Raw genomic sequence first — 25,376 nt, forward strand, 5'->3', positions numbered from 1 at the left:
AGTGATGGCCAAGCACGTCTGCTCAGCAGATTTCTGGCTCTCCCCTACTCGTATCGCGACCTGCCGCGTCTGCGGCGCCCAGTGGCAAATCTGAGGAGTTCCGAATGTCGAATTTCGCCACCCTGACCTTCTACCCGCTGTGGCTGACCCTGGTCGGCTGCCTCGCCCTCGCGGCCCCCGTCGCCGCGGCCGCGGCACTGCTGCTCGGGCTGGTCGCCGTCCTGCGCGTCCGGGGCACGCGGTGACCGCCGAGCCGCTGGACCTGTTCGGCAACGAGCTGACCGCCACCGTCCCGGTCGAGACCGGCCGGCCGCCGGTGAACGACATGAACCTGATCGAAAAGGTGCTCCAGGTTGCCGAGAACACCGGCTACGCCCTCGTCGGCCCCGCGGAACGGGTCTACCGGATCGTCGCCAACGCCACGATCGAGGCCGCCCCCGCCGACGAGACCGACGCGGTCCACCAGCTCCTGGACTCGAAGTGGCTGACGAAGGGAGGAACCCACACCTACACCTGCCACGGGCACGCCGGCCCCGGCAACTCGGTCCTCGTGCCCCGGGCGACGAAGGAGAAGGCCCGCAAGTGGCGCGCCCTCGCGGGCCGCCCGATCACCCCCCACCAGCAGCGAAAGGTGAGCTGATGACGTCCCAGACGATCAACAACCACAATAAGGCCAAATACACCGAGTTCGAGTTCGCCCTCGACCAGGTCCGCGTGGCCTTCGACGAGATCGGCAAGCTCACCCGGGCCCTGAACGAGGGCAAGAGCACCGGGGAGCGGTTCGAGGGCTGGCAGGTCCCGAGCAAGACCGAGGTCAAGTCCGCGGTCACCGCCGCTTCCGGCGCGCTGGACGAGCTGCGCACCGCGGCCACCAAGCGCAAGGACGTGCTGATCTCCCGCTCCTGGCTTCCCTGACGCACCGCCACCCCACCGCCTACCCCATCTGCAAGGAGGAACCCGTGAGCACCAACCAGATCGACGCGAAGATCACCGAACTCGACAAGGCCATGAAGAAGCTGCGTGAGAGCATGACCGCCTTGCCGAACCGGCTCGGAGGCTTCGGCAAGCAGTACACCGAAGTCACCCGCAAGGTCGCCACCGTGATCACCACCGTGGAGGCCGCCCGCCCGCTGTTTGACACCGACCGCCGCCGGCCGAAGGCCCGCCGCCGCTGACCAGCCGAACCGCCATCACCTGAACACCGAGTGACACCGCACCTGGACGTCGTTGGGCCGTGGCCCCGCCGTCCAACGCGTGCGCAGGGCCACGGCCCGGGGCGTCCCCGAACCACGGAGACCACCCATGGCACGCAAGAACAAAACCCCCACCATCCGCCCCGGGGCGCACAAGACCCGAGCCGAAGCCCGCCTCGCGCTGTGGCTGGCCCGCCACCCCGGTGTCCTCGCTACCCCCACCGCCGTCACCGCCAGCCTGATCGAGCTGGGGCCGATCACCACCGGGAGCATCGCCGGCGGACTGCTCGCCACCGGGGCCGGCTGGTACCGCGCGCACCCTGACTCCTTCACCCGCCACGCCGCCCCGCGGATCCGGGCGTTTCACCGCCGCTGGACCCGCTACGTCGGCCGCTCCTGGCGTGACTCCCTGGACCACTGCGGCCTGACCGTCCAGCACCGCCGCACCGGTGAACTGCTCGTGCCTCGGCTGGCCAAGGTCGAATCCCCCACCCCGTCCATCGACGTCCTGCGCGTGGTGATCCGCAAGGGCCAGTCCCTGACCACCTTCCGCAACGCCCAAGAGGAACTCGCGTCCGCGCTCGGGGCCGACGTGATCGCGATCGAGAAGACCAAGCCCCGCGTCCTGACCATCACCCTGGTGCACGGCAACCCGTTCACCGACGTCGTCGCACCGGCGGAGATCCCCGGCGACGTGGACGACGTCGACCTCACGGCGATCGAACTCGGGGACGACGAGTACGGCCGGGTCTGGACCGAACCCCTGCTCGGGCAGCACTGGCTGATCGCCGGCGCGACCGGCTCGGGCAAGGGGTCGCTGCTGTGGAACCCACTGCGGGCGATGGGACCGGCCATCCGCGAGGGTGTTGTTCGCCTGTCGGTGATCGACCCCAAGGGCGGCATGGAGACCGAACGCGGCAAGCCGCTGTTCTACCGCTACGCCACCTCCGCCGACGAGGACGTCGAGTACGACCCGGACGGCGACGGCCCCGAGGACATCGACGCCATGCTCGGGCTGCTGTACGAGTTCCGCGACGAGATGAAGGCCCGGCAGGAACTGCTCCGCTCGCAGGGCAAGCGCAAGTTCACCCCGTCGACCGAGGCCCCGTTCAACGTGCTCGTGATCGACGAACTCGCCATGCTCACCGCCCTCGGGGGCCGCCGCGCCACCCTCATGGCCGTCAACAAGGTCCTCGCCGAGATCCTCACCCAGGGCCGCGCCGCGGGCAGCGCGGTGATGGCGTTCGTGCAGGAACCCACCAAGGACATCGTCCCGGTCCGAGACCTGTTCACCCGCCGGTTCTGCCTGCGTATCGGGTCCGCCGCCTACGTCGACATGGTGCTCGGGGAAGCCGCCCGCGAACGCGGCGGTCTCGCTGACGAGATCCCCGAGACCGGATGCGAAGGCATCGGCTACCGCACCTCGGAGAAGTCCCGCCAGCCCGTCCGGGTCCGCGCCGGCTACAGCGACGACGAGGACATCGACGAACTCGTGCGCCTGTGCACCCCGCACCGCCCCACCGACGACGGCCCCGCCCTCTACGCCGTCTCCGCCTGAACCGTCCCGAAAGGACACGATCATGACTGCTGCGCTCGTTCCGCTGACCGGGGTGGCCAAGCTCGCCGCGGTGGCCGTCACCTACGTCCGCGACACCCCCGCCCCGGAGCCCTGCTACCTCGCTCTCAATCCCGGATCCCAGACGGTCGAGATTCAGCCGGACGTCCGCCGGGTCGATCCGGTCGGTGTGCTCGGGACGCTACTGGTGTGGACGCACCGGCTCACCGGCATCACCGGCGACTGGTGGCACACCTCCAGCGGAGAACTGCACATCACCCTCACTGGCCGCAGCCCGTCCGGCGTCCGGTTCCTCGTCTACAGCTCGTTCCCCTACCGCGCCGCTCGCCGGCACGTCGCCCTCACCGCCGGCGCCCGCGAATCCGTCACCCCGGACGAGCTGTACCGGCTCGCCCTCGAACTCCGTAAAGGACAGAACAAATGATCACGCTCAAGTTCCTCGGCACCTGGCTCAAGATCACCGGCGTAGCCGTGCTCGCCGCCATCTTCACCGGCATCCTCGTCCACTCGCCGGGCTGGCGGACTGTCATCACCACCGTGATCGCACTGGTCTACTTCGGACTCAGCGCCGCACTCTGGCGCGAGTGGGCCGCGTTCCGTCGCGGGGACGGTGGTTACTCCTACCAGTACATCCGCTACGGCCGCGACGAGTGACCACCATGGACACTCCTGCACCGACCCCGCCCCCGTACGCCGACGTCTGGCACACCGCAGTGTCCACACTGGAAGACGGCCTCGGGATATACCCGCTCGGGTCACTGGACGGGGTGCGGTTCTGCCGGGCCACCGTGGACAACACCGCGGTGTCCGGCACCGCCACCGACGTCCTGCTCCGGGTCACCCGCACCATCCCCGGCCGCGGTCTCCAAGCCTGGGAGATCTCCATGCCGCCGGCGTTCGCCGGCTACCTCGCCGCAGCCCTCGACGCTCACGCCCGCTACATCCAAACCGGACCGGAAGGAACCTCGTCATGAACTCGAAGTCCAACCTCGACAAGCTCGTGAAACTCCAGGAAGAGTTCGACGCCACGAACAGCTCGGTGATCGCGCCCACCGGCGGCAAGAACCGTGATGCTCTGCGCCGCCTGTCCGAGGTGGCCGGACAGATGGCCCGCCTCCACGAAGAGGAAGCCGCCGAGATGCGCCGGATCGCCGGGCGGGCCCACGACCTCGCCATCACGAAGTAGGCACCTCCCCGGCATGACCGGAGTCCTCGTGACGCTCCGCCGGCCGAGATCTCCGCCGTGCCACACGCGTCCCTCGAGTGTCCTCTTGGACCTGTTCGAGAACGGAGGAACCCATGAACCACACCAAGGAATTTGATCTCTACTCGATCCTCGCCGTCACGCACAGGCTACCCTCGACCGCCTTGCAGTACCGGACGATCCTCGCGCACATGGCCGGGCGTGATGTGAGCCAGATCGGCGGTGCCGGCGTGTCCGCACTGACCCTCGCGCCGGAATGCCGAGCCTGGCTACTCGAACAGCACCCCCAGCTCAACCAGATCCCCACCTCGCCGGACTTCGACGACGACGCCGACATGGACGCCTGGGCCGCCGAACAGGCCGCCCTGATCGGCGCCGATCACCTCCCGGTCACGCCGCTCCCACCCGACCGTCCCCGCCGTCTCGGGCTTGGGGACCTGATCGACGCGATTTCTGACGCGAACGACGTGAACAAGGTGTTCGTACTCGACCCCGACAAACTGCCCCGCGTCCCGAAAGGAGTGACCGTGACCGAAGTGGACTTCGGCGAACTGACCAAGAACGCCCGCCCCCTGGTCAACGAGTACTTCGACCTGTACCGGCGCGAACAGGCCAAGCGCAACGGTGAGCAGTGGTTCCAGCACGACGAACTTGCCGACCTCGCCGACGAGGCCGCCAAGTGGTTCGAGTTCTACATGGAACTCTTCCGCCGGAACGCCCGCCGCTTCCGCGACGGCCGCTGACCACCCACCCATCCAGACACCTGAAAGGAGGTGCCTGACGTGTTCCGCAATCCCGCCCCGCGCGACGACGCCGGCCGCCCGGTCTCACGCCGGGTCCGCACCCTCACCACCCAGCTCGCCGAAGCCCACGACGTCCACCGGCTCGCCGCCGACCCGCTGCTCGGGGCGGTCACCGCGGACCGCTTCCGCACTTCCATCACCCGCACCATGTGGTTCTTCCTCGTGATCGGGCTCGGGTTCACCACCACCGGCGTCCACGACTTCCTCGCCGGACACCTGGCCGACACCGACCCGGTGTGGTGGGGAGCCTGGTTCGCCGAACCCGCCCTCGCCGGCATCCTCGTCAACCTGCTCCGCTGGGAATCCGCCATGCTCGCCGCCGGCATCCCGGTCGACGACAAGCCCGTCAAGCACCTCAAACGGCTTCTGCTCGCCGCCACCTTCGCCGCGAACGTCTGGGCCGCCTTCACCCCCACCACCGGCGGGATCTCCCAGGGCAGCGTGTTCTTCCACGTCGTCATCCCGCTCGTGGTGTTCCTGCTCGCCGAAGTCATGCCGATCATCCAGCAACGCTGCACCCAAGCCCGCGAACACGCCCTCACCGCCACCCCGCCGGCCGTCCCTCCTCCCACCCGGGTCGATCGGCCGGCCCCGGTGATCACCTCGTCCGGCAAGGTGCTCACTAAGCTCCCCGCCGGCATCCGCGACACCGTCACCGCCACCACCGCCGACGCCCACGCGGCCGGCCGCCCGGTCACCGCCGACGACCTCGCCACCAAGGTCAACCTGCCCGACCCGATGCTCACCGCCCTGGTGGACGAGCTGAACACCACGGTCAACCACCACCCGGTCACCGCCTGACCGACCGCACGACACCGCACCTTCGCCGGGCCACCCCACGACGTTGCACCGGGGTGGCCCGGCCTCGTGGTGCCCGCACGAATCGAGGCCAGCATGATCACCGAGCACGACGGGTCCTCACTGGCTACCCGCATCACCACCCACCTGTCCCGCCCCGACATCCGCGCCATCCGCGCCCGCGCCGAAGCCACCGGCGGCTGCCTCCAGCCGGTCCACCTCACCGGACACCGCACCATCACCGACCGCGCCACCGGCCGGATCGTCGACCGCACCGCCGGGGTCGTCTACGCCCCGTGCGGCAACCGCCGCGAAACCGTCTGCCCCGCCTGCTCCGACCGCTACGCCGCCGACGCCTTCCACCTGATCCGCGCCGGCATGACCGGCGGCAAGAGCGTCCCCGAGACCGTCGCCGACAAGCCCCGGCTGTTCGTCACCCTCACCGCCCCCAGCTTCGGCCCCGTCCACTCCCGGCGGATCACCCGCGCCGGGCGCCGCATCCCCTGCGCCTGCGGGGAGCACCACCATGAGGCAGACACCCGCGTCGGGACCGCGCTGAACCCCGCCACCTACGACTACCGCGGGGCGGTGCTGTGGCAGGGCCACGCCGGGGACCTGTGGCACGCGTTCACCGTCCGCCTGCGCCGCGAGATCGCTACCGCCGCCGGTTACCGCGCCAAGGACTTCCCGAGCGTGGCTCGCCTGTCCTACGCCAAGGTCGCCGAATACCAGCGCCGCGGCCTCATCCACTTCCACGCCGTCCTCCGCCTGGACGGTCCCGAAGGCCCCCACGACTCCGCACCCGCCTGGGCCGACAACCAGCTCCTCGAGAACGCCGTCCGGGCCGCCGCCGCCCACACCCGCGTCACCAAAACCCTCACCATCGACGGCGCCACCACCGAGCACGCCTTCACCTGGGGCGAGCAGGTCGACGTCCGCCCCATCCGCCCCGCCCACGCCGCGGCCATCGAAGACGACGGCGAGATCTCCGACCGCGCGCTCGCCGGCTACATCGCCAAGTACGCCACCAAGGGCACCTCAACCAGCGAAGTCCCCGACCGCCCGGTCCGCTCCGAACTCGCCATCGCTGCACTGGACGTGCACCCGCACCACCGGCGCATGATCACCACCGCGTGGGACCTCGGAGCCAACGAGGACCTTGGCTACCTGCGGAAATGGGCGCACATGCTCGGGTTTCGCGGCCACTTCCTCACCAAGTCCCAGCGCTACTCCATCACTTTCACTGCCATCCGCGGGGACCGCCGCATCCACCAGCACCTGGCCACCCTCGAAGCCGCCGGCACCCACCCCGACGCGGTGCTCGTGGTCAACCACTGGGCTTACAGCGGTAACGGCTACCGCCACCACGAAGAACGCGAGATCGCCGAAGCCATCTACGCAGGAAAGCGTCAGCAACGCAAAGAGAAACTCACCACGGAGGTACAGCAATGAGTGCTCGCCTGATGTCCATTGAGGACCTGTCCGACCATCTCGGAGTCCCGATCAACACCTTGTACAAGTGGCGCACCAAGGGCTACGGCCCCGCTGGCCGCCGGATCGGCAAGTACGTCCGCTACCGCCCCGAGGACGTCGCTGCCTGGATCGAAGCCCAGGGGACAGCCTGATGGGCCGGCAACCGATGCCGATCGGCACCGCCGGAACGATCCGCCACACCCGGACGTCGACCGGTTGGCGTGCGAAGGTGCGCTACCGCGGGCACGACGGCGTGATCCGGGATCTGAGCCGATCTGGCAAGACAAAGGCCGCCGCCGACCGAGCGCTCAAACTCGCGCTCGCGCAAGCGCTGCAAACGACCTCGGGAGGGGAGTTCACCGCACGGTCGCGCTTCCGAGAAGTAGCGGCCCCGTGGCTGGCTCGCCAGGAGCGGCGGGCGGAAGCCGGAGAGCGCGCGGCCGGAACGATCGACAACTACCGCAGCATCCTGAACAACCGCGTCCTCCCTGCTCTCGGTGAACTTCAGCTTTTCGAGGTCACCACAGGCCGCCTGAACAAGTTCCTTGCCGCGGTGAAGGAGGAGACCAGTGCCGCGCACGCTCGAACTGCTCGCGCCGTCGTGGGCGGCATCCTGCGGTACGCGATCAACAGCAGTGGTGCCTTGGCGACGAACCCGATCCGGGACGTCGATCCGATCGAGGGCGGTCCAGCGCAACGGGTCCGGGCGCTCACACGAGAGGAGCGGCGGACGTGGCTCGCTCAGCTCGAACTGGACCCGAAGGCGGTGCGTCACGATCTTCCGGACCTCACCCGGTTCATGCTCGCGACCGGGGTTCGGATCGGCGAGGCGCTTGCCCTGTACTGGGAGGACGTCACGCTCCCGGACGGCGAAGCCGGCGGTTTGGGTCTCGCCCGGTTCGAGTGGACCGTCGTTCGGCTCAGGGGAGTTGGACTCGTCCGTACTGACCCGAAGACGCCGGCGTCCGAACGAACCATCCCGCTGACCTCGTGGGCCGTCGACCTACTTCGACGACGTCGCCGGGTTGCCTTGGCCGAAGGTCGGTCTCCGGCCAGCCCGGTCTTCCCGGATTCGCTGGGCGGCCTGCGGGACCCGTCGAACACGCGCCGGTCGCTGCGGGAGTGCCGCGGCTCGGAGGGCTTCTCCTGGGTCAAGTCGCACGTCTACCGCAAGACGGCCGGCACGGTGCTCGATGAAGCCGGATATTCCCCGCGCCAGATCGCCGACTTCCTCGGGCACGCTCGCCCATCGGTTACCCTCGACCGGTACGTCGGCCGGGGCGCCGTCGCACCCACGATCGCGGACGCGATGGAAGACCTGTTGTGACGGTCAGGGGAAAGTGGGGCGTAAGTGGGGCGCTTGATCTTCACTGCGCTCCACCGAGAGCCATTGACCAGCGCGTATGGTGCCCCCGACGGGACTCGAACCCGCACTGCGTCGATTTTAAGTCGACTGCCTCTGCCGATTGGGCTACGGGGGCACCCACACTCTAGGCGATACCCCGCCAGCGAACCCCGAACCCCGTCCGACCCCCGAAAGCCGAAAGCCCCCGGCCGACGAAGGGCCAGGGGCTCACAGCGGAGAAACCTCAGGACTTCGACACGCGCGCGAACTCGTCCTTCGGGTTGTTGATCTGGCCCAGGGAGATCACCTCGCGGCGGAACAGCCCACCGAGGATCCAGTCGAACAGGATGCGGATGCGGCGGTTCCACGTCGGCATGGCCTTGAGGTGGTACGCGCGGTGGAAGAGCCAGGCCGGAAAGCCCTTGATCTTCAGGTTCAGCGCGTCCGCCACGCCCTTGTGCAGGCCCAGGCTGGCCACCGCGCCCAGGTTCTTGTGGAAGTAGTCCTTCGGCTTTCCGCCGCGCAGGACCTTGATGATGTTCTTCGCCAGGAGGCGGGCCTGGCGGACCGCGTGCTGAGCGTTCGGCGGGCAGGTCGCCGTCGGGTCCTCTTCCGTTCGGGACAGGTCCGGGATCGCCGCGTTGTCGCCCGCCGTCCAGACGTCGGGGTGGCCGACCACCTGCATCGCCGCCGTGGCTTCGAGGCGGCCTCGCTTGTCCAGGGGGAGGTCCGAGTTGGCCAGGACCGGGTTGGCCTTCACACCCGCGGTCCAGATGATCGTGTCCGTGTCGAACTCGGTTCCGTCCGAGAGCACCACGTGGCCGTTCTCGAACGACTTCGCCGCCGTCGACAGGTAGACCTCGATGCCGCGCTTCTCCAGCTGCTCGACCGTGTACACGCCCAGGGTCTCGCGGACCTCGGGCAGGATGCGGCCGGCCGCCTCGACGAGCACCCAGCGGATGTCGGAGGTCTTGATGTTCGGGTAGTAGTTCTCCACCGCGAACCGGGTCATGTCCTCGAGCTCGGCCAGGGCCTCGATGCCGGCGAAGCCGCCGCCGACCACCGTGAACGTCAGGAGGCGCTTGCGCAGCTCGGGGTCGAGCGTGCTCGCGGCCTCGTCGAGCTTGGTCATGATGTGGTTGCGGAGGTAGATCGCCTCGCCGATGGTCTTGAAGGCGATGCCCTCCTCGACCAGGCCCGGGATCGGGAGGATGCGCGCGACGGCGCCGAGCGCGACGACCAGGATGTCGTAGCCGAGCTGCTCGATGTGGCCGTCGGCCGCCTCGACCGTGACGGACTTCTTCTCGTTCTCGATCTTGGTGACGCGCGCCGTCAGCACGTGGCAGCGCTTCAGCACCCGCCGCAGCGGCACGACCACGTGCCGGGGCTCGATCGCGCCGGCCGCGGCCTCCGGGAGGAACGGCGCGTAGGTCATGTGGGGCTGCGGGTCAACGACGGTCACGGAGGCCTCGTTGGCCCGGAGCATCTTCTGGAGGCCGTACGCCGTGTAGAGCCCGACGTACCCACCACCGAGGACGAGGATCCGAGTCGGTTCCGACTTCGACTTCGCAGCAGCCATGTCCTCATGGTGACACCTTCGCCGCGACCCCGCTCGGGGGCCCCATCCCGCTGTGACCAGCGTCGCTGCGGTTTCCGTAACGATTCAGTTCGGCCCTGTCACCGAGGTCGCGGCGCGGAAGACGTCCGCCACCATGGCGTGGGTCACGCGGTGTGTCTGGACATTGCGCGGCGAGACGTGATAACAGCCGAAAACCCGCAGGTCGTCCAGTTCCAGGACGGCCCCGTGCGCGAACGCCGGACGCGGCTGCGGCACCGCCCAGCCGGCCGCGTCCAGCACGGGCAGTAACGCCTGCCAGCCGAACGCCCCGAGCACCACGATCGCCCGCAGTGTCGGACGTAACAGTGCCAGTTCCTCGGCCAGCCACGGGCGGCAGGTGTCCCGCTCGGCCGGCGTCGGCTTGTTCTCCGGCGGCGCGCACCGCACGGGCGAAACGAGCCGGGCGCCGTACAGCTCCAGGCCGTCGCCGATCGCCGTCGACGTCGGCTGGGAGGCGAGCCCGACCTCGTGCAGGACGCGGAAGAGGAAATCACCCGATGGGTCGCCGGTGAACATCCGGCCGGTGCGGTTGGCGCCGTGCGCGGAGGGCGCCAGGCCGACGACCGCGAGCGACGCGTCCGGCGGCCCGAAGCCCGGCACCGGGCGCGCCCAGTACTCCTCGCCGCGGAACGCCGCCTTGGTGCCCGCGACGCCCTCGCGCCAGGCCACCAGCCGCGGGCAGGCGCGGCAGCCGGCCACCGCCGCGTCCAGCTCGGGCAGGGACCTCATCGCAGCGCCGCCCGGGACAGCCGGTCGGCGTGCCGCGTCGTCTCGGGCAGGCGGTACCGCGGGGTCAGGGCCAGCGTCAGCCGGCAGGCGTGGGCGAGGTCGATCCGGTGCCCGGCCGAGACGTACACCGGTTTGACGCCGTCCCGGGTCCGCAGCACCGCGCCGACCTCCTCGCCGGCGTCGACCAGGGCCGTTGACGATCCGCGGGCGGACGCAGGCTCGGCGTGGGTGCCGACGAAGCGCGTCTTGGCGACGCCGAACGCCGGCCGCCCGGTCAGCACCCCGAGGTGGCAGGCCAGGCCGAAGCGCCGCGGGTGCGCGAGGCCGTGACCGTCGCAGACGAGGACGTCGGGCTCGTGGTCCAGCCGCTCGAGCGCGGCCAGCAGCGGTGGCAGCTCGCGGAAGGCGAACAGGCCCGGCTCGTACGGGAAGACGGCCTTCGCGCGGTGCGTCCGCTCCTCGACCACGGTCAGCCCGGCGGTTTCGAGGGTGACGACCGCCGCGGCGATGCCGCCGGCGCCGTCGTAGGCGACGTCGAGGCCGGTCACCGTCGGCGGCAGCTCGGGGCAGTCGTCGGCGAGATCGACCCGGCCGCGGAGCCGCTCCTGCACGGCGAGCGCTTCCTCGACCGTCGACGGCCAGTCCTCGGTGTGCACCAGGTCACCCTGCCACAGACCGCCGTTCGCGCCGACTAAGTTGGGGCCATGGCGGACAGCACCCCCGAAGAGGCCACCGAGCCGAAGGCCGCGGAAGCGACCGAGGTCGCGGCCGAGCCGACCGATGACATCGTCACCACCCAGCACACGCTGACGGTGAAGCGGAAGAAGCTCGCGTACACGGCGAAAGCGGGGCGGATCGTCCTCCGCAAGGAGATCGTCAAGGACGGCAAGTCCGAGGGCTTCAAGGCGAAGGCCGAGGTGTTCATCACCTCCTACACCCTCGACGACGCCGACCCGGGCTCGCGGCCGGTGACCTTCGCCTTCAACGGCGGGCCTGGCTCGTCGAGCATCTGGCTGCACATGGGCCTGCTGGGGCCGCGGCGGGTGCTCTCGGGCGACGTCGACGACCTCGTGCCGCCGCCGTACGGGCTGGCCGACAATCCCGAGACGCTGCTGGTGCACAGCGATCTCGTCTTCATCGACCCGGTGTCCACGGGGTACTCGCGCGCGTCCGACGGCGGCGAGACGAAGGACTTCCACGGCTTCAAGGGCGACATCGAGTCGGTCGGCGAGATCATCCGGCTGTGGGTGTCGCGCCACGAGCGCTGGCTGTCGCCGAAGTTCCTGGCCGGCGAGTCGTACGGCACGCTGCGCGCCGCCGGGCTGGCCGCGCACCTGCAGGACCGGCACGGGCTGTACCTGAACGGCCTGCTGCTCATCTCGTCGGTGCTCGACCTCGGCACGCTGCGGTTCACGGAAGGCAACGACCTGCCGTACTCGCTGTACGTGCCGACGTACGCGGCGATCGCGCACTACCACGGCCTGCACGGCGAGCGCCCGCTCGACGACGTGCTCGCCGACGCCGAGGACTTCGCGGCGAAGGACCGGCCGTACGTGCTTTCGCGCGGCGCTCGGCTGTCCACTCAGGACCGGGCCGAGGCGGTGGCCACGCTGGCGTCGCTGACCGGGCTCACCGAGTCCTATGTGGACCGGGTGAACCTGCGGATCGAGCACGTCCGGTTCTTCACGGAGCTGCTGCGCGACCGCGGCCTGGTGGTCGGCCGGATGGACGGCCGCTTCACGAACTGGGAGCCCGACGGCGGCCGCGAGCACATGAGCGACGACCCGTCGATCTCCCTCGTGGTCGGCGCGTACGCGGCCGCGTTCAACCACTACGTGCGGGCGGAGCTCGGGTACGCCAACGACCTGCCGTACGAGCTCATCAGCGAGGACACGTTCAAGGCGTGGTCGTACGCGGACTTCGAGGGCCGTTCGGTGTCGGTGGTCGACTCGCTGAGCTCCGCGATGCGCGCGAACCCGCACCTGAAGGTCCACGTGGCGTTCGGGCACTACGACGGCGCGACGGCGTACTACGCGGCCGAGCACGTGCTGGCCCACCTGCAGATCCCGGAGGAGCTGCGGGACAACATCGACACGGCGTACTACCCGGCCGGCCACATGATGTACATCCACGAGCCGTCGCGGGTGCAGCAGTCGAAGGACCTGGCGAAGTTCGTCAAGAAGGCGTCGAACCGCTGAGCACGGCCCGCAGCCGCCGCCACTGCACGACACCCACGACGACCTGCGCCGCCACCGCGAGCAGGGCGTAGCCGGCGAGCCACGGACGCCATTCCGGCGGCTGCGCGTGGTCGCCGACCAGCGCTTCGAGCAGCAGCGGCAGGGCGTAGATCCCGGGCATCGCCACGAGCAGGTCGTACAGCCGCAGGGCGGCGTCCACCGCCCGGGAGGTCTCGTCCTCCGCGATGACCGGACGCCGGAGGACGTCGGTGACGATCGCGGTGGTGACCGCCGCACCCAGGGCCAGCAGCAGGAGCCAGCCGGCCGCGTAGGTGCGGAACGGCGTCGTGGCGAAGATCGTCACGGCGAGCGCGGCCCCACCGCCGAAAGTGATCAGCGGGACGGCGAGGAACCAGCCGGTCAGCTCGGTGCGCGGCGGGCCGCCGAGCGTGCCGAAGCGTGCCAGCGCCTGGCGATCGCGGACCCGCGCGGGCAGCCAGTAGCCGAGCTGCTGGATCACCAGGAGGAAGTAGAGGAACGAGCTGCCCGTCAGGTCCGCGCCGCGGACGGCGGGCAGGAAAGTCAGGCTCGCGAACCCGATCGTGGCGGCCGCGTACACCAGGACCGCCAGGCCCATCCACCGCCGCCACCCGGGCGGCCGCGCGCCGGCGCGGAAGCCGAGGCGCAGGGCCAGCAGGTCGGTCATCGCCGGCACGTCGACGCGGTGCTTGACCAGCCAGCGTCCGGCGGCCGCCCGCTCCGCCTCCGTCACCACCGTCGCCGTCACGCGGTCACCGTCCCGTAGTGGCCCGGCGGCAGCCGGCGGTTCCGGAACTCGACCGCGGCACGGGCGTAGACCGCCACGGCCAGGACGAAGTACGCCACCACCGGGACGATCCGGGCCGGGGGCCACGGCCAGTCCGCGGACAAGTCGACCCAGGGCAGGAACGTGAACAGGAACGGCACCATGAACGCCCGGGTGTCGTAGGCCCTCAGGGCCGCGTCGACGGCCGCCGATGCCGTGTCCTCGGCGAGCACCGGGGCCCGCAGGGCCCGCTCGAGGACCAGCGCCGAGCACGCGACGCCGATCACCAGGGCCGCTGCCCAGCCCACCGGGTGGGCGGCGAACACCGCGCACAGGACCACGCCGCCGCCGAACGTCACCCCCATCGCGGCGAAGTACCAGCGGCCCACCTGCCCGGCCGCCTCCCGGAACGGCAGCCGGACGCCGGGGGGAACCAGCCGGGCGGCGGCGCGGTCGGCCCGCCGCACCCGGCGCCACATCAGCAGCGGATAGGCGGTGCAGACCACGGCGACCACCAGGTAGCGCGCGAGCACCGGGACCGGCGGCAACAAGGCGACCACGTTGGCCACGGGAGAAAGAACCCAGAAGGCCTGATAGGACCGCGTGGCCAGCTCCCGGGCCCCGACGCGGACCGCGAGCAGCGGCGTCGGCTCGCCCACCGTCACGCCGTGCCGGGCCAGCCACGCCCGCGCACCCTGTCTCTCGGCGAGCGTCGTCCACGCTGTTTCCGCCACCATCGAACCTCCCCCTGTCCCGCCGTACACGCCCGAAGCGCCGGAATGGTTTAGCGGCCGTAGAAGCCGGGCGGCAGCCGGCGGTACCGGTGGCGGACCACCGCCCACCCCAGCAGCTGCAGGACGACGGCCGTGACCAGGTACGCCAGCGCCGACCACCCCAGCCAGCCGGGGATCGCCCAGTCGACGACGAAGACCGGCACCGCCAGCACGGCGTAGCCGGCGCACGGCGCGAACCGGTAGACGTCCTCGGCGCGCAGCACCTGGTCGACCGCCCGCGACGCCTCGTCCTCCGCGAGCACCGGTGCGCGGAGCGCCCGGCCGAGCACCAGCGCGGTCGCGGCGGCGCCGACCGCCAGCGCGAGTGTGTGCGCGCCGATTTCGGCGGCCGGCGAGTACCAGTGCTTCCAGGTGAACTGCGGCCGGGTCAGGAACGACGCGGCGCACAGCGCCGCCCCGCCGACGAACGTGACGGCCGTCGAACTCAGGTACCACCAGCCGACCTGCTTCGCCGCCACGCGGAGCGGGAGCGGGGCGCCACCACCTGTCAAGCGCTCCGCGAGCTGTTCGCGGCTCTGCGTGCGGCGCCAGCGGACCACCTGGAACGCGGCGAAGAGCAGGGCCATGCCGGCGGCCCTTCCCGGCAGGTCCACCTCGTGGAAGAACGGCCCGCTGAGCGCCCACAGCACCGCGAAGACGATCGCGTAAGTGGGTGTTCCCCGGGCACCGATCGCGCGCCCGCCCAGGCGCAGCGCGAGCAGCCGGGTCGGCAGCCACACCCGTACCCCGCGCTTGCCCAGCCACAGCCGCGCCCAGCCCACCTCGAGCACCGTCGGCTCACCCGGCAGCCTCGGGTCCACCGGCAGCGCCGGCTCACGAACGATCAACGGAACTCCCCCCGGTCCCGTCGTACACGCGAACCGCCCCGGGAAGGTTGCCTTCCCGGGGCGGATTCGTCCGGAATTCCCTACTTCAGGTACTGCGAGCCGCGCGTCACCGCCGCGTAGGCGTCGACCGCGCCGTGGCCGTAGAAGCCGTTGAACGACGGGTCGCCCTCACAGGTGGCCGTGAACGTCGCGTCGCGGCCCTCCTTCAGGTAGTCCACCGTGCGCGGGACCGGGCAGGCGATCTTCGCCGCCGTGCCCTCGAGGACGCGCTGGACCTGGTCCGGGTCCATCCCGAACTCGCCGTGGGACTTCTTGCCGTACTGCGAGATGATCAGCGCCGCGACGCCGGTGGCGTGCGGGGTGGCCATCGACGTGCCCTGCAGCCACTGGTAGTAGCCGACCCGGCCGTCGGCCGCCGTCGCCTTCTTGACACCCGCGGTGACGCCGTCCGGCGTGATGTTGCCGTCCGCGTCGATGTTGCCCTCGGCGATCCCCACGTTCTTCGGGTACGTCGAAAGGATTTCGTTCTCGACCGTCCGGTACCACGGGGAGCCGAAGTAGTCGCGGAAGAAGCCGCCCGGAGCCGAGACCGAGATCTGCTCGAGCCCGTAGTTCGAGTAGTCCGCCTTCTTCTGGGACGGTCCGAACGCGCTCACGCCGATCGTGTGGTTGCCCTCGACCGGCAGGTTGAGGCAGGTCGAGTTGTCCACCGTGCGCGGGTGGGTGCTGTTGGCCGGGTAGTCCGGGCTCGTGGTGTCCGGCTGCGGCGCACCCAGGTCGGTGTGCTGGTTGCCCAGCGCGACCAGCATCGTGACGCCCTTGCGGTGCGCGTAGTTCAGCGCGCGCTGGGTCGCCTCGATGATCGTGCGCTGCTCGGCCTGCTCGGCGGGCGAGTCCGCCGGGTTCGCCGTGCAGTTGTACAGCCACGGGTCCGTGTAGAACGACATGTTGACGACGTCGATGCCCGCGTCACCGGCGTAGGTGATCGCGTCGACGGTCGGCTGCAGGAAGAAGTAACCCGAGTCCTGGCCGGCGCGGATGTTCACCAGCGTCACGTTCGGTGCGACACCGGAGACGCCGAAGCCGTTGGCCGCGGCGGCGATGGTGCCGGCGACGTGCGTGCCGTGGCCGCCGTCGTCGTGGTTGGCCGGGTCGACGCAGCCGCGGAACTCACACGGTCCGTCCACTTCGGCGCCGTTGACGTCGGTCGGGATGTCGCGGGTGAAGTTGCGCGAGTCGGCCAGGTCGAAGTTCGGCGCGATGTCCGGGTGCGTGCCGTCGATGCCGGTGTCGATGACGCCGACCTTGACCTGCTTGCTGCCGGCCTGTTTGGTGCGCGAGAGGTCCGACCGGACGGACTTGAGGCCCCAGAGCTGGTCGTCCAGCGGGTCCATCCCGACGGCCTTGTTCGCCGCGGCCTTCTTCGAAGCGGCGCCGCCGCGGCCTTCCTTCTCGACGCCGGCGTCACCCTTGGTCTTCTTGCCCGTCCGCGGCACCGAACCGATGGACTGGGCCTTGGCGGCACCGAACACCGCGCGGTTCGTGGCCACCCGCTCGGTGAAGCCGGTGGCCGGCGCGCTGGCCCTGATCAGGCCGACCGCGGTGTTGGTCTCCAGGACCGTGCCGCCCGCGGCCTTGATCGCCTGCTGGGCGCTGCCGATGCTCTGGACGTCCTTGGCGAGCACGGTGAACTCGGTCGCCGGACCGGACAGCGCGGGCTGCGCCGACGCGGCCGGGACCGCGACGGCGGACACCGCGCCGAACAGCGGCACGGCCAGCACCGCGGCCAGAAGCCTGGGTCTCTTCACGTTTCTCCTCCTCGCGGAAAGCGGTTCCTGCACCGTATAGATCGGACAATGCGCGTACAACGGCCAAACGTCTGTTACGGAACAACCGACTTCTGCTCGGCGAAGTGACAAGCTGACAAGTGCCCGTCGGTCCTGGGCACCAGTTCCGGCACCTCCGTCGCGCACCGGTCCTCGGCCTTCCAGCAGCGCGTGCGGAACCGGCACCCGGACGGGGGATCCAGCGGGCTCGGCACGTCGCCGGTCAGCCGGATCACCTGGCGGCGGCCGCGCACGGCCGGGTCGGCCACCGGCACCGCGGACAGCAGCGCCTGGGTGTACGGGTGAGACGGTCGTTCGTAGATCTCCTCGTCGGTGCCGAGCTCGACGATCTTGCCGAGGTACATCACCGCGACCCGGTTCGACAGGTGCCGCACCACCGAAAGGTCGTGCGCGATGAAGACGTAGGACAGGCCGAACTCGCCCTGCAGGTCGCCGAGCAGGTTCATCACCTGCGCCTGGATCGAGACGTCCAAGGCGGACACCGGCTCGTCGCAGATGATCACCTTGGGCCGCAGCGCGAGCGCCCGCGCGATGCCGATGCGCTGGCGCTGCCCGCCGGAGAACTGGTGCGGGTAGCGGTTGAGGTGCTCGGGGTTGAGCCCGACCACTTCGAGCAGTTCCCGCACCTTGCCCGCCCGCGAGCCCTTCGGGGCGACCTCGGAGTGGATCTCGAACGGCTCGCCGACGATGTCGCCGACCGTCATCCGCGGGTTGAGCGAGGTGTACGGGTCCTGCAGCACGATCTGGATCTCGCGGCGCAGTTTCCGCAGCTCGGCGCCGCGCATGGCGAAGATGTCGCGGCCCTCGAACTTCGCGGTGCCGCCGGTCGGTTCCTCCAGGCGCATCAGGACCTGGGCGAGCGTCGACTTGCCGCAGCCGGACTCGCCGACGACGCCGAGCGTCTCGCCCGGCATCAGGTCGAACGAGACGCCGTCGACCGCCTTGACCTGGCCGATCGTGCGCTTGAACAGGATCCCGGTGCGCACCGGGAAGTACTTCTTCAGGTCGGTGACCGAAAGGATGGGGTCAGGCACGGGAGCTCACCACCTCTTCGGCGAAGTGGCACGCGCTCGTGCGGCCGAAGCCGATCGCGTGCTGCGGCGGGACATCCACGCTGCAGCGGTCCTCGGCCCGCTTGCACCGCGGGTGGAACGGGCAGCCGGGCGGGATGTCGAGCAGGCTGGGCGGCAGGCCCTTGATGGTTTCCAGGGTCTGTCCTTTGAGGTCGAGCCGGGGCAGGGAGTCCATCAGCGCGGCGGTGTACGGGTGGGCCGGCGCGCGGAACAGCTCGACGGCGTCGGCCTGCTCGACGATCCGGCCCGCGTACATCACCGCGATCCGGTCGGCGACCTCGGCCACCACGCCGAGGTCGTGGGTGATCAGGACGAGGCCCATCTTGCGTTCGGCCTGGATCTCCTCCAGCAGGTCCATGATCTGGGCCTGCACGGTGACGTCGAGGGCGGTGGTCGGCTCGTCGGCGATGAGCAGGTCCGGGTCCAGCGCCAGCGACATCGCGATCATCGCGCGCTGGCGCATGCCGCCGGAGAACTGGTGCGGGTAGTCCTTGATCCGGCGTTCGGCGGCCGGGATGCGGACGGTGTCGAGCAGTTCGATCGCCCGCTTGCGAGCGTCCTTCTTGGACATGCCGAGCCGGACGCGCAGCTGCTCCTCGATCTGGAAGCCCACGGTGAACACCGGGTTGAGCGCGGACAGCGCGTCCTGGAAGATCATCGCGATCTCGCTGCCGCGCACCTCGCGGCGGCGGTCCTCGGACGCGGTCAGCAGGTCCTCCCCGCGCCAGCGCACGGCGCCCGCGGTGATCACGCCGGGCGGCATGTCGAGGATGCCCATCACCGTCTGGGCGGTGACGCTCTTCCCGGAACCGGATTCGCCGAGGACGGCCAGCGTTTCGCCCGCGTGCACCGAATAGCCGACGCCGTTGAGCACGTTGGCCACGCCGTCGGCCGTCCGGAACTCGACGTGCAGGTCTTCGACTTCGAGCAGGAGTTCGTTGTCGGACAAGGACTTACCTCGACTTCGGATCGAGCGCGTCGCGGATGCCGTCACCCAGCATCACGAAGGCCAGCACGGTCAGGGTGACGAAGGCGCCGGGGAACAGCAGCATGTGCGGGTCGTTCCGGAAGTAGTCCCGCGAGTCGGCGATCAGCACGCCCCACGAGATCACCGGGGCCCGCACGCCGATGCCGAGGTAGGCCAGCGTCGCTTCGGCGCCGATGAACGCGCCGAGGGCGATGGTGGCGTACACCAGCACCGGCGCGATCGTGTTCGGCAGCAGGTGCCGGAAGATGATCCGCGGGGTGCTCGCGCCGAGGCCGCGCGCGGCCTTGACGTAGTCGAGCTGCTTGGCCACCAGCGTCGCCGAGCGCATGATCCGCATCCCCACCGGCCAGCTCAGCACCGCGATCGAGCAGACCACCTGGACGATGATGGTGACCGCGCCGGGGTTCGAGCCGGGCGCGTTGAACGTCGTCAGGATGACGATCGCGCCGAGCACGAACGGCAGGCCGGCGAAGATGTCGCCGAACCGCGAGAGCAGGCTGTCGACGAGCCGGCCGTAGTAGCCGGCGATGATGCCGATCACCGAGCCGAGGAGCACGGTCACCAGCGTGGAGAACAGCCCGACCAGCACCGACGCGCGGGTGCCGTAGATGGTGCGGGCGTAGACGTCCTGGCCCTGGTTGTCGTAGCCGAACCAGGCGTCCGCGGACGGGCCCTCGTTCGCGCGCGCGAGGTCGCTGAAGCCCGCGTCGCGCGAGCTGAACAGGCCGGGCGCGATCGCGATCAGCACGATGAACAGGATGATCACCGCCGAGGCGAGCACCGCCGGCTTGCGCCGCAGCTGCCGCCAGGCGTCGCTCCACAGGCTGCGGGGTTTCTGCGGGCCGGCGGCGGAATCGTCCACACGGGACAGTTCGGCCGCGTCGGCCCCGCCGCCGCCCACCAGGTTCGGGTCAGTCATAGCGGATCCTCGGGTCGAGAACGGCGTACAGCAGGTCGACGACCAGGCTCATCAGCAGGTACACCAGCACCAGCAGGACGACCACGCCGACGACGGTGGCGCTCTCCCGGTTCTGGATGCCGCGGAAGATGAGCCCGCCGAGGCCGTTGATGTTGAACACGCCTTCGGTGACGATCGCGCCGCCCATCAGGGCGCCGAGGTCGGTGCCGAGGAACGTCAGCACCGGGATCACCGAGTTGCGCAGCAGGTGGACGAGCACGACCCGGCTCTGCGGCTGGCCCTTCGCGATCGCCGTCCGGACGTAGTCGGCGCGGCGGTTCTCGGCGATGCTCGTTCTCGCCAGCCGGGCCACGTACGCCATGGACAGGCTGCCGAGCGCGATGCCGGGCACGATGAGCTCGCCGACGCTCGGGTTGTCCGACACGCTCGCTTCGATCCAGCCGAGGCCGTTGCTGCCCAGGGCGAGCTGCAGCACGATCGCGGTGACGAACACCGGCAGCGAGATCAGGAACGTGGTCGAGACCAGCACCAGGTTGTCGAGGAAACCCTTGCCGCGCAGGCCGGTCAGCACGCCGGCGGTGAGCCCGATGACCGCTTCGATGACCACGGCGATCACGGCCAGGCGCAGCGTGATCGGGTAGGACGTGGCGATCAGATCGCCGACGGACGTGCCGTTGAAGGTTTCGCCCCAGTCGCCGGTGAACAGGCTGCCGAGGTACTTGAAGTACTGGACGAAGATGTTGTCGTTCAGGTGGAACTTCTCGGTCATCTGGGCGACGTAGGACGCCGGGCAGGCGGCCTGGCCGCACTTGCCGGAGAACGGGTCGCCGGGAACCGCCCAGACCAGGACGTAGATGAGGAACGTGGTGCCGAAGAACACCGGGATCAGCTGGAGCAGCCGTCGCAGGACGTAGCGGGTCATCAAGTGTTCCTAGTGCGCGCCGGCCGTCGTGAGTGGTAAGGCGGGTAAGAACCCGCGTTACCACTCACGACGGCGTGGTGGTGGGAGCCGCAGCTACTTCTTCAGGACCTCGATGGACGGGTAGTCCGGCATCCGCCGGAAGTCCAGGGCCGCCGTCTTGAGGTTCTTCGACTTCGCCGCGACACCCTTCTCGTCCCAGGTCGGGATCGACGGCAGGTCCTTCGCGATCAGGTCCTCGGCCTGCTGGTACAGCTTGACCGCGGCGTCCTTGTCGGCGGTGGCGTCCGCCTGCTCGAGCAGCGCGTCGACCTGCGGGTTCGAGTACGTCGAGTCGTTCGAGGAGCCGCCGGTCTTGTAGATCGGGTTGAGGAAGTCCTCGATGGACGGGTAGTCCGCCGACCAGTCCGACCGGCCCATGCCGGTCAGCTTGTGACCGGTGACGATGCTGCGCCACTGGCCGAAGTCGGTCGCGGGCACGAAGTCGCACTCGACGCCGAGGGTGTTCTTGATGCTGTTGCACGCCGCGACCAGCGGCTCCTTGCGGCCACCGTCCGCGTTGGACGCGATGGTCAGCTTGCCCTTGAAGCCCGACTTCGCGAAGGCTTCCTTGGCCGCCGCCGGGTCGTACTTGCAGAACTGGCACACGCCGGGCCGCGCGCCCGGGATGCCCTGCGAGATGTAGCCGTCGGCCGGCACGTAGGTGTCGTTCATGACGGTCTTGGTGATCTGCGCGCGGTCGATCGCCATCGAGATGGCCTTGCGCAGCTCGAGGTTGTTGTAGCCCGGCACGTAGTACGGGACGGCGATGGTGCTGATCCCGAGCAGGTGGCCGGTGACCAGCCGGTCGCCGAGGTCGTTCTTGTACTTGCCGCCGGCGACGGCCGACGGCGGCAGCGCCTCCATGAAGTCGAGCCGCCCGCTCAGCAGGTCCTGGTAGGCGGTCTCCTGGCTGGAGTAGATCTTGATGTCGAGGTTCTTGAACTTGACCTTGTCGTCACCCTTGTAGTCGTCGAACCGGGTGAGCTTGATGTCCTGGTTGGGCGTCCGCGAGACGAACTTGAGCGGGCCGTTGCCGATCGGGTGCTGCTCGAAGGCCTTGGGGTCCTTGAAGAAGGAGTCGGGCAGCGGCGCGAAGGCCTGGTAGCCGACCTTGATGTCGAAGACGGAGAAGGGCGCGTTGAGCGTCACCTGGAACTCGTAGTCGCCCTTCGCGACCAGCCCGGACATCTTGTCGGTGGCCGGCTTGGCGTTCTCGTCCTCGGGGTGGACGTCCTTGTACCCCTGGATGTTCGAGAAGAAGTCGGTGTTGAGCTGGCCGTTCGGCGCGTAGGCGCCGTAGTTCCAGGCGTCGATGAAGTTGTGCGCCTTCACCTCGGTGCCGTCGTGGAACTTCCAGCCCTGCTTGATCTTGATGTCGTAGACCTTGGAGTCGGTCGTGGTGATCGAGTCCGCCATCAGGTTGAAGGGCTTGGCGTCCGCACCCTTGAAGCCGACCAGCGTGGCGAACATCGGCTGGACCGCCTTGGTGCCGCCGAGGTCGTTGATGTTGGTCGGGACCAGCGCGTTCTGCGGTTCGGTGCCGTAGACGCTGACCGTGCCGTCGGGGTCCGTCTCGCCGGCCCCCGTGGAGCTGCCCGAGCCACCGCCGCACGCGGTGAGCGCGAGCGCCAGCGAGGTCATCACCACCGTGGGTCCCCAGAGCCTGCGCGAACGACGCATGATCCCCTCCATATCCGGTGTGTCCGAAAGGTGAGACGCACGCTATCGGGGCCGGTGAAGCTGATCACAGGACTGCGGTGTTGCAAATGTGTGACGGTCGTCGGGACCACCTGGTTGGAGCACAACCAACGTAGGAATCCGGATACTCCGGACGGCCCAGCGCGGACAGCAGGTCATCACCCGCTCACCCACGGTTCGGTTGCGCCACAAGCCCTTTGGGGCGGCCGAACGGTCGGTCAGCCGGAACACCGCTGAAGCCACGTGCCCGAAAAGCCGACACGCGTGATCAGAGGGTCGACACCCGTGATTGGGAAGTCGACACGGCGTGGCTCAGCCGTGTCGACCCTTCAATCACGCGTGTCGACCCTTCAATCACGGGTGTCGACCCTTCAGTCACGGGGTCAGGCGAGGGAGAGGGCGATGCCGTCCAGGATGTCGTGTTCGCTGACGATCAGCTCGGTCGGGCCGCCGCGGGCCGCGAGCTGCTCGGCGAGGGTCTGGACCACTACCGCGCCGCCGCCGATCACGTCGACGCGGCCGGGGTGGATCACCGGGTTGGCCGCCCGGGTCGCGTGGTCGCTGTGCAGCAGGTCCGAGGCGAGGCGATCGATGTCCGCCGCGCCGAGCTTGGACAGGTGCACGCGGTCGCTGTCGTACTCCGGGAGCCCCAGCGCGATCGCCGACAGCGTGGTCACCGTGCCCGCGACGCCGATCCACGTGCGGGCGCGGGCGACGTCGACGACGTCGAACGCGTCCGTCAGCACCTTCCCGGCCAGGTCGCGGGCGGCGGCGATCTCCTCCGCGGTCGGCGGGTCGCTCTTGAGCGCGCGCTCGGTGATGCGGACGCAGCCGATGTCGACCGACTTCGCCGCGAGCACCTCGGCCCGCCGTCCGTCCCAGGTGCCGAGGACCAGCTCCGTCGAGCCGCCGCCGACGTCGACCACCACGAACGGGCCGTCGTCCGGGTCCTGCTCGCCCACCGCGCCGGTGAACGACAACCGCGCCTCCTCGTCGCCGGTGATCACCTCGGCCTCGACGCCGAGGGTCTCGCGGGTCATCCGGAAGAAGTCGTCGCGGTTCTTCGCGTCACGGGTCGCCGAGGTCGCGACCATGCGGACCTTCTCGACACCCTTGCGCCGCGCGGCGATCGTGTAGTCGGCGAGCGCCACGCGGGTGCGTTCGAGGGCCTCGGGGGCGAGCTCGCCGGTGGCGTCGACACCCTGGCCGAGCCGGACGATCCGCATTTCGCGGTGCAGGTCGCGCAGGTCGACCGTGCCGTCGTGGCGCGGCGTCAGCTCGGCGACGAGCAGGCGGATGGAGTTGGTCCCACAGTCGATCGCGGCAACACGAGGCATGCGATCACCCTAACCGGCGGGTGTCGTCGTCCCGACGGTCGTGGTCGTCGGGGTGGTCGACGTGGTGACCGAGGTGACCGTCTGACCGCAGGTGGGACTGGGGGTCTTCGTCGTCGTCGGACTCGGGCTCGGGTCGCCGGTGCCGGTCGGGGTCGGCGACGGCTCGGTCGTGACGCTGGTGACCGTCGTCGTGGTGACCGTCGTCGTCGGCGGGACGCACGTGGACGACGACGTGGCCGGCGGCGTGCTCGTGGTCGGCGGGGCCGCCGGAGAAGTCGTCGGCGGGACCGGCGGGGGCGGGATCGGCGGCGGCGCGGGCAGCGCCGCCGCGTTCGGGGCACCGACCGGCACCGTGCTGTCCGGCACCTGCATGATCCCGTTGCGGTAGGCGTCCGCCCACAGGACCACCGTGTTCACGTACGTGTCGGAGTTGTTGTACCGGTAGATCGCCCCGCGCAGCTGGTCCGGCTCGGCCAGGTCGAACCCGCCGGAGCACAGGTAGCGGCCGGTGGCCAGGGCCGCGTCGAAGATGTTGTTCGGGTCGGACTTGCCGTCGCCGTTGCCGTCGGAGGCGTAGCCCCGCCAGGTGCCCGGGATGAACTGGGTCGGGCCGACCGCGCGGTCCCACACCGGGTCGGTGTCGAGCAGGCCCTGGTCGGTGTCCGGGATGGCGGCGAAGTTGCCCTGGCCGTTGAGCTGCGGGCCGAGGATCGGCTCCCGGGTGGTCCCGTTCGCGTCGACGTACCCGCCGCGCGCGTGGTTCGACTCGATCCGGCCGATGCTGGCGATCAGGGCCCAGTCGATGTGACACGCGGGCTGCTCGCGGCCGAGGATGTCGGCGGCGTTCTGGTACGCCTTCAGCGCGGTGGCCGGGATGCCGAGCGGGCCGTCGGGGAGCTCGTACGCCGGGAGCGGCTCCGGGCTGACGCTGCCGGGGAGGGTGCCGTCGACGGCGATCTGCTGGAGGGCGGCGTTGCCGGGGTCGTAGCCCTGGGCGAGGGCGGCGTCGCGGGTGTGCTCACCGGTGCCGCCGAGCCAGCCGAGGGTGCCCCCGCCGGCGACCAGCGCCGGGATCACGGCCAGGATGCCGGTGATCAGCGGGTACGCGGTGCGGTGGCGGATCCCGAATCTTCGCGTGTAGCTGCCGACTGCGTCTGGCAGCCGCCGCACGCGCATGTTCAGAGCCCTCCTGGCCGGATCGATCGCCGCTG

Annotated in this window: 29 protein-coding genes and 1 tRNA gene; 15 read left to right on the forward strand and 15 right to left on the reverse strand. The window is 70.0% G+C overall.

Annotation, left to right across the window (positions count from 1 at the left end; all coding sequences use genetic code 11):
- The first annotated feature begins 104 nt into the window (after positions 1 to 104).
- From H5965_RS29615 to H5965_RS29680, 14 genes are all read left to right on the forward strand, one after another.
- Entirely contained in the window at positions 105 to 245 is a 141-nt protein-coding gene (locus H5965_RS29615; protein WP_310973762.1) for a hypothetical protein, read from the forward strand.
- Complete coding sequence (locus H5965_RS29620; protein ID WP_310973764.1) at positions 242 to 640, forward strand: hypothetical protein; 399 nt, start codon at positions 242 to 244, stop codon at positions 638 to 640. Before H5965_RS29615 ends, H5965_RS29620 begins: the two co-directional genes overlap by 4 nt.
- Positions 640 to 915: a hypothetical protein gene (locus tag H5965_RS29625; protein ID WP_310973766.1), complete on the forward strand. Its 276-nt coding sequence runs from the start codon at positions 640 to 642 to the stop codon at positions 913 to 915. The genes H5965_RS29620 and H5965_RS29625 overlap by 1 nt, the downstream gene beginning before the upstream one ends.
- A 44-nt stretch (positions 916 to 959) precedes the next feature.
- A complete protein-coding gene (locus tag H5965_RS29630) occupies positions 960 to 1,175 on the forward strand; it encodes a hypothetical protein (RefSeq protein ID WP_310973767.1) in 216 nt (71 codons plus the stop codon).
- Positions 1,176 to 1,302: 127 nt separating this feature from the next.
- Positions 1,303 to 2,751 carry an FtsK/SpoIIIE domain-containing protein gene (locus H5965_RS29635; RefSeq protein WP_310973768.1) on the forward strand — a complete coding sequence of 483 codons (1,449 nt, stop codon included), beginning with the start codon at positions 1,303 to 1,305 and terminating at the stop codon, positions 2,749 to 2,751.
- 22 nt (positions 2,752 to 2,773) lie between these two features.
- Complete coding sequence (locus tag H5965_RS29640; RefSeq protein ID WP_310973769.1) at positions 2,774 to 3,193, forward strand: hypothetical protein; 420 nt, start codon at positions 2,774 to 2,776, stop codon at positions 3,191 to 3,193.
- The gene (locus H5965_RS29645) at positions 3,190 to 3,423 is read left to right on the forward strand and encodes a hypothetical protein (protein WP_310973771.1); all 234 of its coding nucleotides are present in this window, start codon (positions 3,190 to 3,192) and stop codon (positions 3,421 to 3,423) included. Before H5965_RS29640 ends, H5965_RS29645 begins: the two co-directional genes overlap by 4 nt.
- 5 nt (positions 3,424 to 3,428) lie before the next feature.
- Positions 3,429 to 3,743 (forward strand): hypothetical protein, encoded by a 315-nt coding sequence (locus H5965_RS29650; RefSeq protein WP_310973773.1) that lies wholly within the window; start codon positions 3,429 to 3,431, stop codon positions 3,741 to 3,743.
- Positions 3,740 to 3,955, forward strand: a complete 216-nt coding sequence (locus H5965_RS29655) for a hypothetical protein (RefSeq protein ID WP_310973774.1) — start codon at positions 3,740 to 3,742, stop codon at positions 3,953 to 3,955. The genes H5965_RS29650 and H5965_RS29655 overlap by 4 nt, the downstream gene beginning before the upstream one ends.
- A 113-nt stretch (positions 3,956 to 4,068) precedes the next feature.
- A complete protein-coding gene (locus tag H5965_RS29660; protein WP_310973775.1) occupies positions 4,069 to 4,716 on the forward strand; it encodes a hypothetical protein in 648 nt (215 codons plus the stop codon).
- A gap of 30 nt (positions 4,717 to 4,746) precedes the next feature.
- The gene (locus H5965_RS29665) at positions 4,747 to 5,577 is read left to right on the forward strand and encodes a hypothetical protein (protein WP_310973777.1); all 831 of its coding nucleotides are present in this window, start codon (positions 4,747 to 4,749) and stop codon (positions 5,575 to 5,577) included.
- Positions 5,578 to 5,670: 93 nt separating this feature from the next.
- Positions 5,671 to 7,026: a replication initiator gene (locus H5965_RS29670; protein ID WP_310973779.1), complete on the forward strand. Its 1,356-nt coding sequence runs from the start codon at positions 5,671 to 5,673 to the stop codon at positions 7,024 to 7,026.
- Positions 7,023 to 7,199, forward strand: a complete 177-nt coding sequence (locus H5965_RS29675) for a helix-turn-helix domain-containing protein (RefSeq protein WP_310973780.1) — start codon at positions 7,023 to 7,025, stop codon at positions 7,197 to 7,199. Before H5965_RS29670 ends, H5965_RS29675 begins: the two co-directional genes overlap by 4 nt.
- The gene (locus H5965_RS29680) at positions 7,199 to 8,374 is read left to right on the forward strand and encodes a site-specific integrase (RefSeq protein WP_310973781.1); all 1,176 of its coding nucleotides are present in this window, start codon (positions 7,199 to 7,201) and stop codon (positions 8,372 to 8,374) included. Before H5965_RS29675 ends, H5965_RS29680 begins: the two co-directional genes overlap by 1 nt.
- Positions 8,375 to 8,451: 77 nt before the next feature.
- Here H5965_RS29680 and H5965_RS29685 read toward each other — a convergent pair.
- The 4 genes from H5965_RS29685 to H5965_RS29700 all read right to left on the reverse strand — a co-directional run bounded on the left by H5965_RS29685 (position 8,452) and on the right by H5965_RS29700 (position 11,395).
- A tRNA-Leu gene (locus tag H5965_RS29685) sits at positions 8,452 to 8,528 on the reverse strand.
- A gap of 108 nt (positions 8,529 to 8,636) precedes the next feature.
- Positions 8,637 to 9,971, reverse strand: a complete 1,335-nt coding sequence (locus tag H5965_RS29690; RefSeq protein WP_310973783.1) for an NAD(P)/FAD-dependent oxidoreductase — start codon at positions 9,969 to 9,971, stop codon at positions 8,637 to 8,639.
- An 84-nt stretch (positions 9,972 to 10,055) separates the two neighbouring features.
- Positions 10,056 to 10,739 carry a uracil-DNA glycosylase gene (locus tag H5965_RS29695; RefSeq protein ID WP_310973784.1) on the reverse strand — a complete coding sequence of 228 codons (684 nt, stop codon included), beginning with the start codon at positions 10,737 to 10,739 and terminating at the stop codon, positions 10,056 to 10,058.
- Positions 10,736 to 11,395 carry an endonuclease V gene (locus tag H5965_RS29700; protein WP_310973788.1) on the reverse strand — a complete coding sequence of 220 codons (660 nt, stop codon included), beginning with the start codon at positions 11,393 to 11,395 and terminating at the stop codon, positions 10,736 to 10,738. Before H5965_RS29700 ends, H5965_RS29695 begins: the two co-directional genes overlap by 4 nt.
- A gap of 48 nt (positions 11,396 to 11,443) precedes the next feature.
- Between H5965_RS29700 and H5965_RS29705 the strand changes: the two genes are divergently transcribed.
- Positions 11,444 to 12,937: a S10 family serine carboxypeptidase-like protein gene (locus H5965_RS29705; RefSeq protein WP_310973790.1), complete on the forward strand. Its 1,494-nt coding sequence runs from the start codon at positions 11,444 to 11,446 to the stop codon at positions 12,935 to 12,937.
- Here the strand turns inward: H5965_RS29705 and H5965_RS29710 are convergent.
- From H5965_RS29710 to H5965_RS29760, 11 genes are all read right to left on the reverse strand, one after another.
- The gene (locus H5965_RS29710) at positions 12,915 to 13,703 is read right to left on the reverse strand and encodes a hypothetical protein (protein WP_310973791.1); all 789 of its coding nucleotides are present in this window, start codon (positions 13,701 to 13,703) and stop codon (positions 12,915 to 12,917) included. The two genes, H5965_RS29705 and H5965_RS29710, sit on opposite strands and share 23 nt — an antisense overlap.
- Positions 13,700 to 14,458 (reverse strand): hypothetical protein, encoded by a 759-nt coding sequence (locus H5965_RS29715; RefSeq protein WP_310973792.1) that lies wholly within the window; start codon positions 14,456 to 14,458, stop codon positions 13,700 to 13,702. The genes H5965_RS29710 and H5965_RS29715 overlap by 4 nt, the downstream gene beginning before the upstream one ends.
- 47 nt (positions 14,459 to 14,505) lie before the next feature.
- Entirely contained in the window at positions 14,506 to 15,342 is an 837-nt protein-coding gene (locus H5965_RS29720; protein ID WP_310973794.1) for a hypothetical protein, read from the reverse strand.
- An 80-nt stretch (positions 15,343 to 15,422) separates the two neighbouring features.
- Positions 15,423 to 17,150 carry a S8 family serine peptidase gene (locus tag H5965_RS29725; RefSeq protein WP_310973795.1) on the reverse strand — a complete coding sequence of 576 codons (1,728 nt, stop codon included), beginning with the start codon at positions 17,148 to 17,150 and terminating at the stop codon, positions 15,423 to 15,425.
- Positions 17,151 to 17,224: 74 nt separating this feature from the next.
- A complete protein-coding gene (locus H5965_RS29730) occupies positions 17,225 to 18,223 on the reverse strand; it encodes a dipeptide ABC transporter ATP-binding protein (protein WP_310973797.1) in 999 nt (332 codons plus the stop codon).
- Positions 18,216 to 19,211 carry an ABC transporter ATP-binding protein gene (locus H5965_RS29735; RefSeq protein WP_310973798.1) on the reverse strand — a complete coding sequence of 332 codons (996 nt, stop codon included), beginning with the start codon at positions 19,209 to 19,211 and terminating at the stop codon, positions 18,216 to 18,218. Before H5965_RS29735 ends, H5965_RS29730 begins: the two co-directional genes overlap by 8 nt.
- A gap of 4 nt (positions 19,212 to 19,215) precedes the next feature.
- Positions 19,216 to 20,169 (reverse strand): ABC transporter permease, encoded by a 954-nt coding sequence (locus H5965_RS29740; protein WP_310973802.1) that lies wholly within the window; start codon positions 20,167 to 20,169, stop codon positions 19,216 to 19,218.
- Positions 20,162 to 21,091: an ABC transporter permease gene (locus H5965_RS29745; protein ID WP_310973804.1), complete on the reverse strand. Its 930-nt coding sequence runs from the start codon at positions 21,089 to 21,091 to the stop codon at positions 20,162 to 20,164. Before H5965_RS29745 ends, H5965_RS29740 begins: the two co-directional genes overlap by 8 nt.
- 93 nt (positions 21,092 to 21,184) lie before the next feature.
- Positions 21,185 to 22,810, reverse strand: coding sequence for an ABC transporter substrate-binding protein (locus tag H5965_RS29750; RefSeq protein WP_310973809.1), 1,626 nt, complete (start codon positions 22,808 to 22,810; stop codon positions 21,185 to 21,187).
- Between the two features lie 401 nt (positions 22,811 to 23,211).
- Positions 23,212 to 24,165 carry a Ppx/GppA phosphatase family protein gene (locus H5965_RS29755; RefSeq protein ID WP_310973815.1) on the reverse strand — a complete coding sequence of 318 codons (954 nt, stop codon included), beginning with the start codon at positions 24,163 to 24,165 and terminating at the stop codon, positions 23,212 to 23,214.
- Positions 24,166 to 24,174: 9 nt separating this feature from the next.
- The gene (locus tag H5965_RS29760; protein ID WP_310973819.1) at positions 24,175 to 25,341 is read right to left on the reverse strand and encodes a lytic murein transglycosylase; all 1,167 of its coding nucleotides are present in this window, start codon (positions 25,339 to 25,341) and stop codon (positions 24,175 to 24,177) included.
- Positions 25,342 to 25,376: the final 35 nt, after the last annotated feature.

Source organism: Amycolatopsis sp. 505, from assembly GCF_031625235.1.
Classification (GTDB): domain Bacteria; phylum Actinomycetota; class Actinomycetes; order Mycobacteriales; family Pseudonocardiaceae; genus Amycolatopsis.

Excerpts from the sequence above, each read along its gene's own strand:
- H5965_RS29715 (WP_310973792.1), bottom strand. The coding sequence starts at position 14,458 with ATGGTGGCGGAAACAGCGTGGACGACGCTCGCCGAGAGACAGGGTGCG.
- H5965_RS29615 (WP_310973762.1), top strand. The coding sequence starts at position 105 with ATGTCGAATTTCGCCACCCTGACCTTCTACCCGCTGTGGCTGACCCTG.
- H5965_RS29645 (WP_310973771.1), top strand. The coding sequence starts at position 3,190 with ATGATCACGCTCAAGTTCCTCGGCACCTGGCTCAAGATCACCGGCGTA.
- H5965_RS29760 (WP_310973819.1), bottom strand. The coding sequence starts at position 25,341 with ATGCGCGTGCGGCGGCTGCCAGACGCAGTCGGCAGCTACACGCGAAGA.
- H5965_RS29670 (WP_310973779.1), top strand. The coding sequence starts at position 5,671 with ATGATCACCGAGCACGACGGGTCCTCACTGGCTACCCGCATCACCACC.
- H5965_RS29640 (WP_310973769.1), top strand. The coding sequence starts at position 2,774 with ATGACTGCTGCGCTCGTTCCGCTGACCGGGGTGGCCAAGCTCGCCGCG.
- H5965_RS29660 (WP_310973775.1), top strand. The coding sequence starts at position 4,069 with ATGAACCACACCAAGGAATTTGATCTCTACTCGATCCTCGCCGTCACG.
- H5965_RS29675 (WP_310973780.1), top strand. The coding sequence starts at position 7,023 with ATGAGTGCTCGCCTGATGTCCATTGAGGACCTGTCCGACCATCTCGGA.
- H5965_RS29655 (WP_310973774.1), top strand. The coding sequence starts at position 3,740 with ATGAACTCGAAGTCCAACCTCGACAAGCTCGTGAAACTCCAGGAAGAG.
- H5965_RS29650 (WP_310973773.1), top strand. The coding sequence starts at position 3,429 with ATGGACACTCCTGCACCGACCCCGCCCCCGTACGCCGACGTCTGGCAC.
- H5965_RS29625 (WP_310973766.1), top strand. The coding sequence starts at position 640 with ATGACGTCCCAGACGATCAACAACCACAATAAGGCCAAATACACCGAG.
- H5965_RS29695 (WP_310973784.1), bottom strand. The coding sequence starts at position 10,739 with ATGAGGTCCCTGCCCGAGCTGGACGCGGCGGTGGCCGGCTGCCGCGCC.
- H5965_RS29740 (WP_310973802.1), bottom strand. The coding sequence starts at position 20,169 with ATGACTGACCCGAACCTGGTGGGCGGCGGCGGGGCCGACGCGGCCGAA.
- H5965_RS29635 (WP_310973768.1), top strand. The coding sequence starts at position 1,303 with ATGGCACGCAAGAACAAAACCCCCACCATCCGCCCCGGGGCGCACAAG.
- H5965_RS29680 (WP_310973781.1), top strand. The coding sequence starts at position 7,199 with ATGGGCCGGCAACCGATGCCGATCGGCACCGCCGGAACGATCCGCCAC.
- H5965_RS29705 (WP_310973790.1), top strand. The coding sequence starts at position 11,444 with ATGGCGGACAGCACCCCCGAAGAGGCCACCGAGCCGAAGGCCGCGGAA.
- H5965_RS29690 (WP_310973783.1), bottom strand. The coding sequence starts at position 9,971 with ATGGCTGCTGCGAAGTCGAAGTCGGAACCGACTCGGATCCTCGTCCTC.
- H5965_RS29755 (WP_310973815.1), bottom strand. The coding sequence starts at position 24,165 with ATGCCTCGTGTTGCCGCGATCGACTGTGGGACCAACTCCATCCGCCTG.
- H5965_RS29750 (WP_310973809.1), bottom strand. The coding sequence starts at position 22,810 with ATGCGTCGTTCGCGCAGGCTCTGGGGACCCACGGTGGTGATGACCTCG.
- H5965_RS29745 (WP_310973804.1), bottom strand. The coding sequence starts at position 21,091 with ATGACCCGCTACGTCCTGCGACGGCTGCTCCAGCTGATCCCGGTGTTC.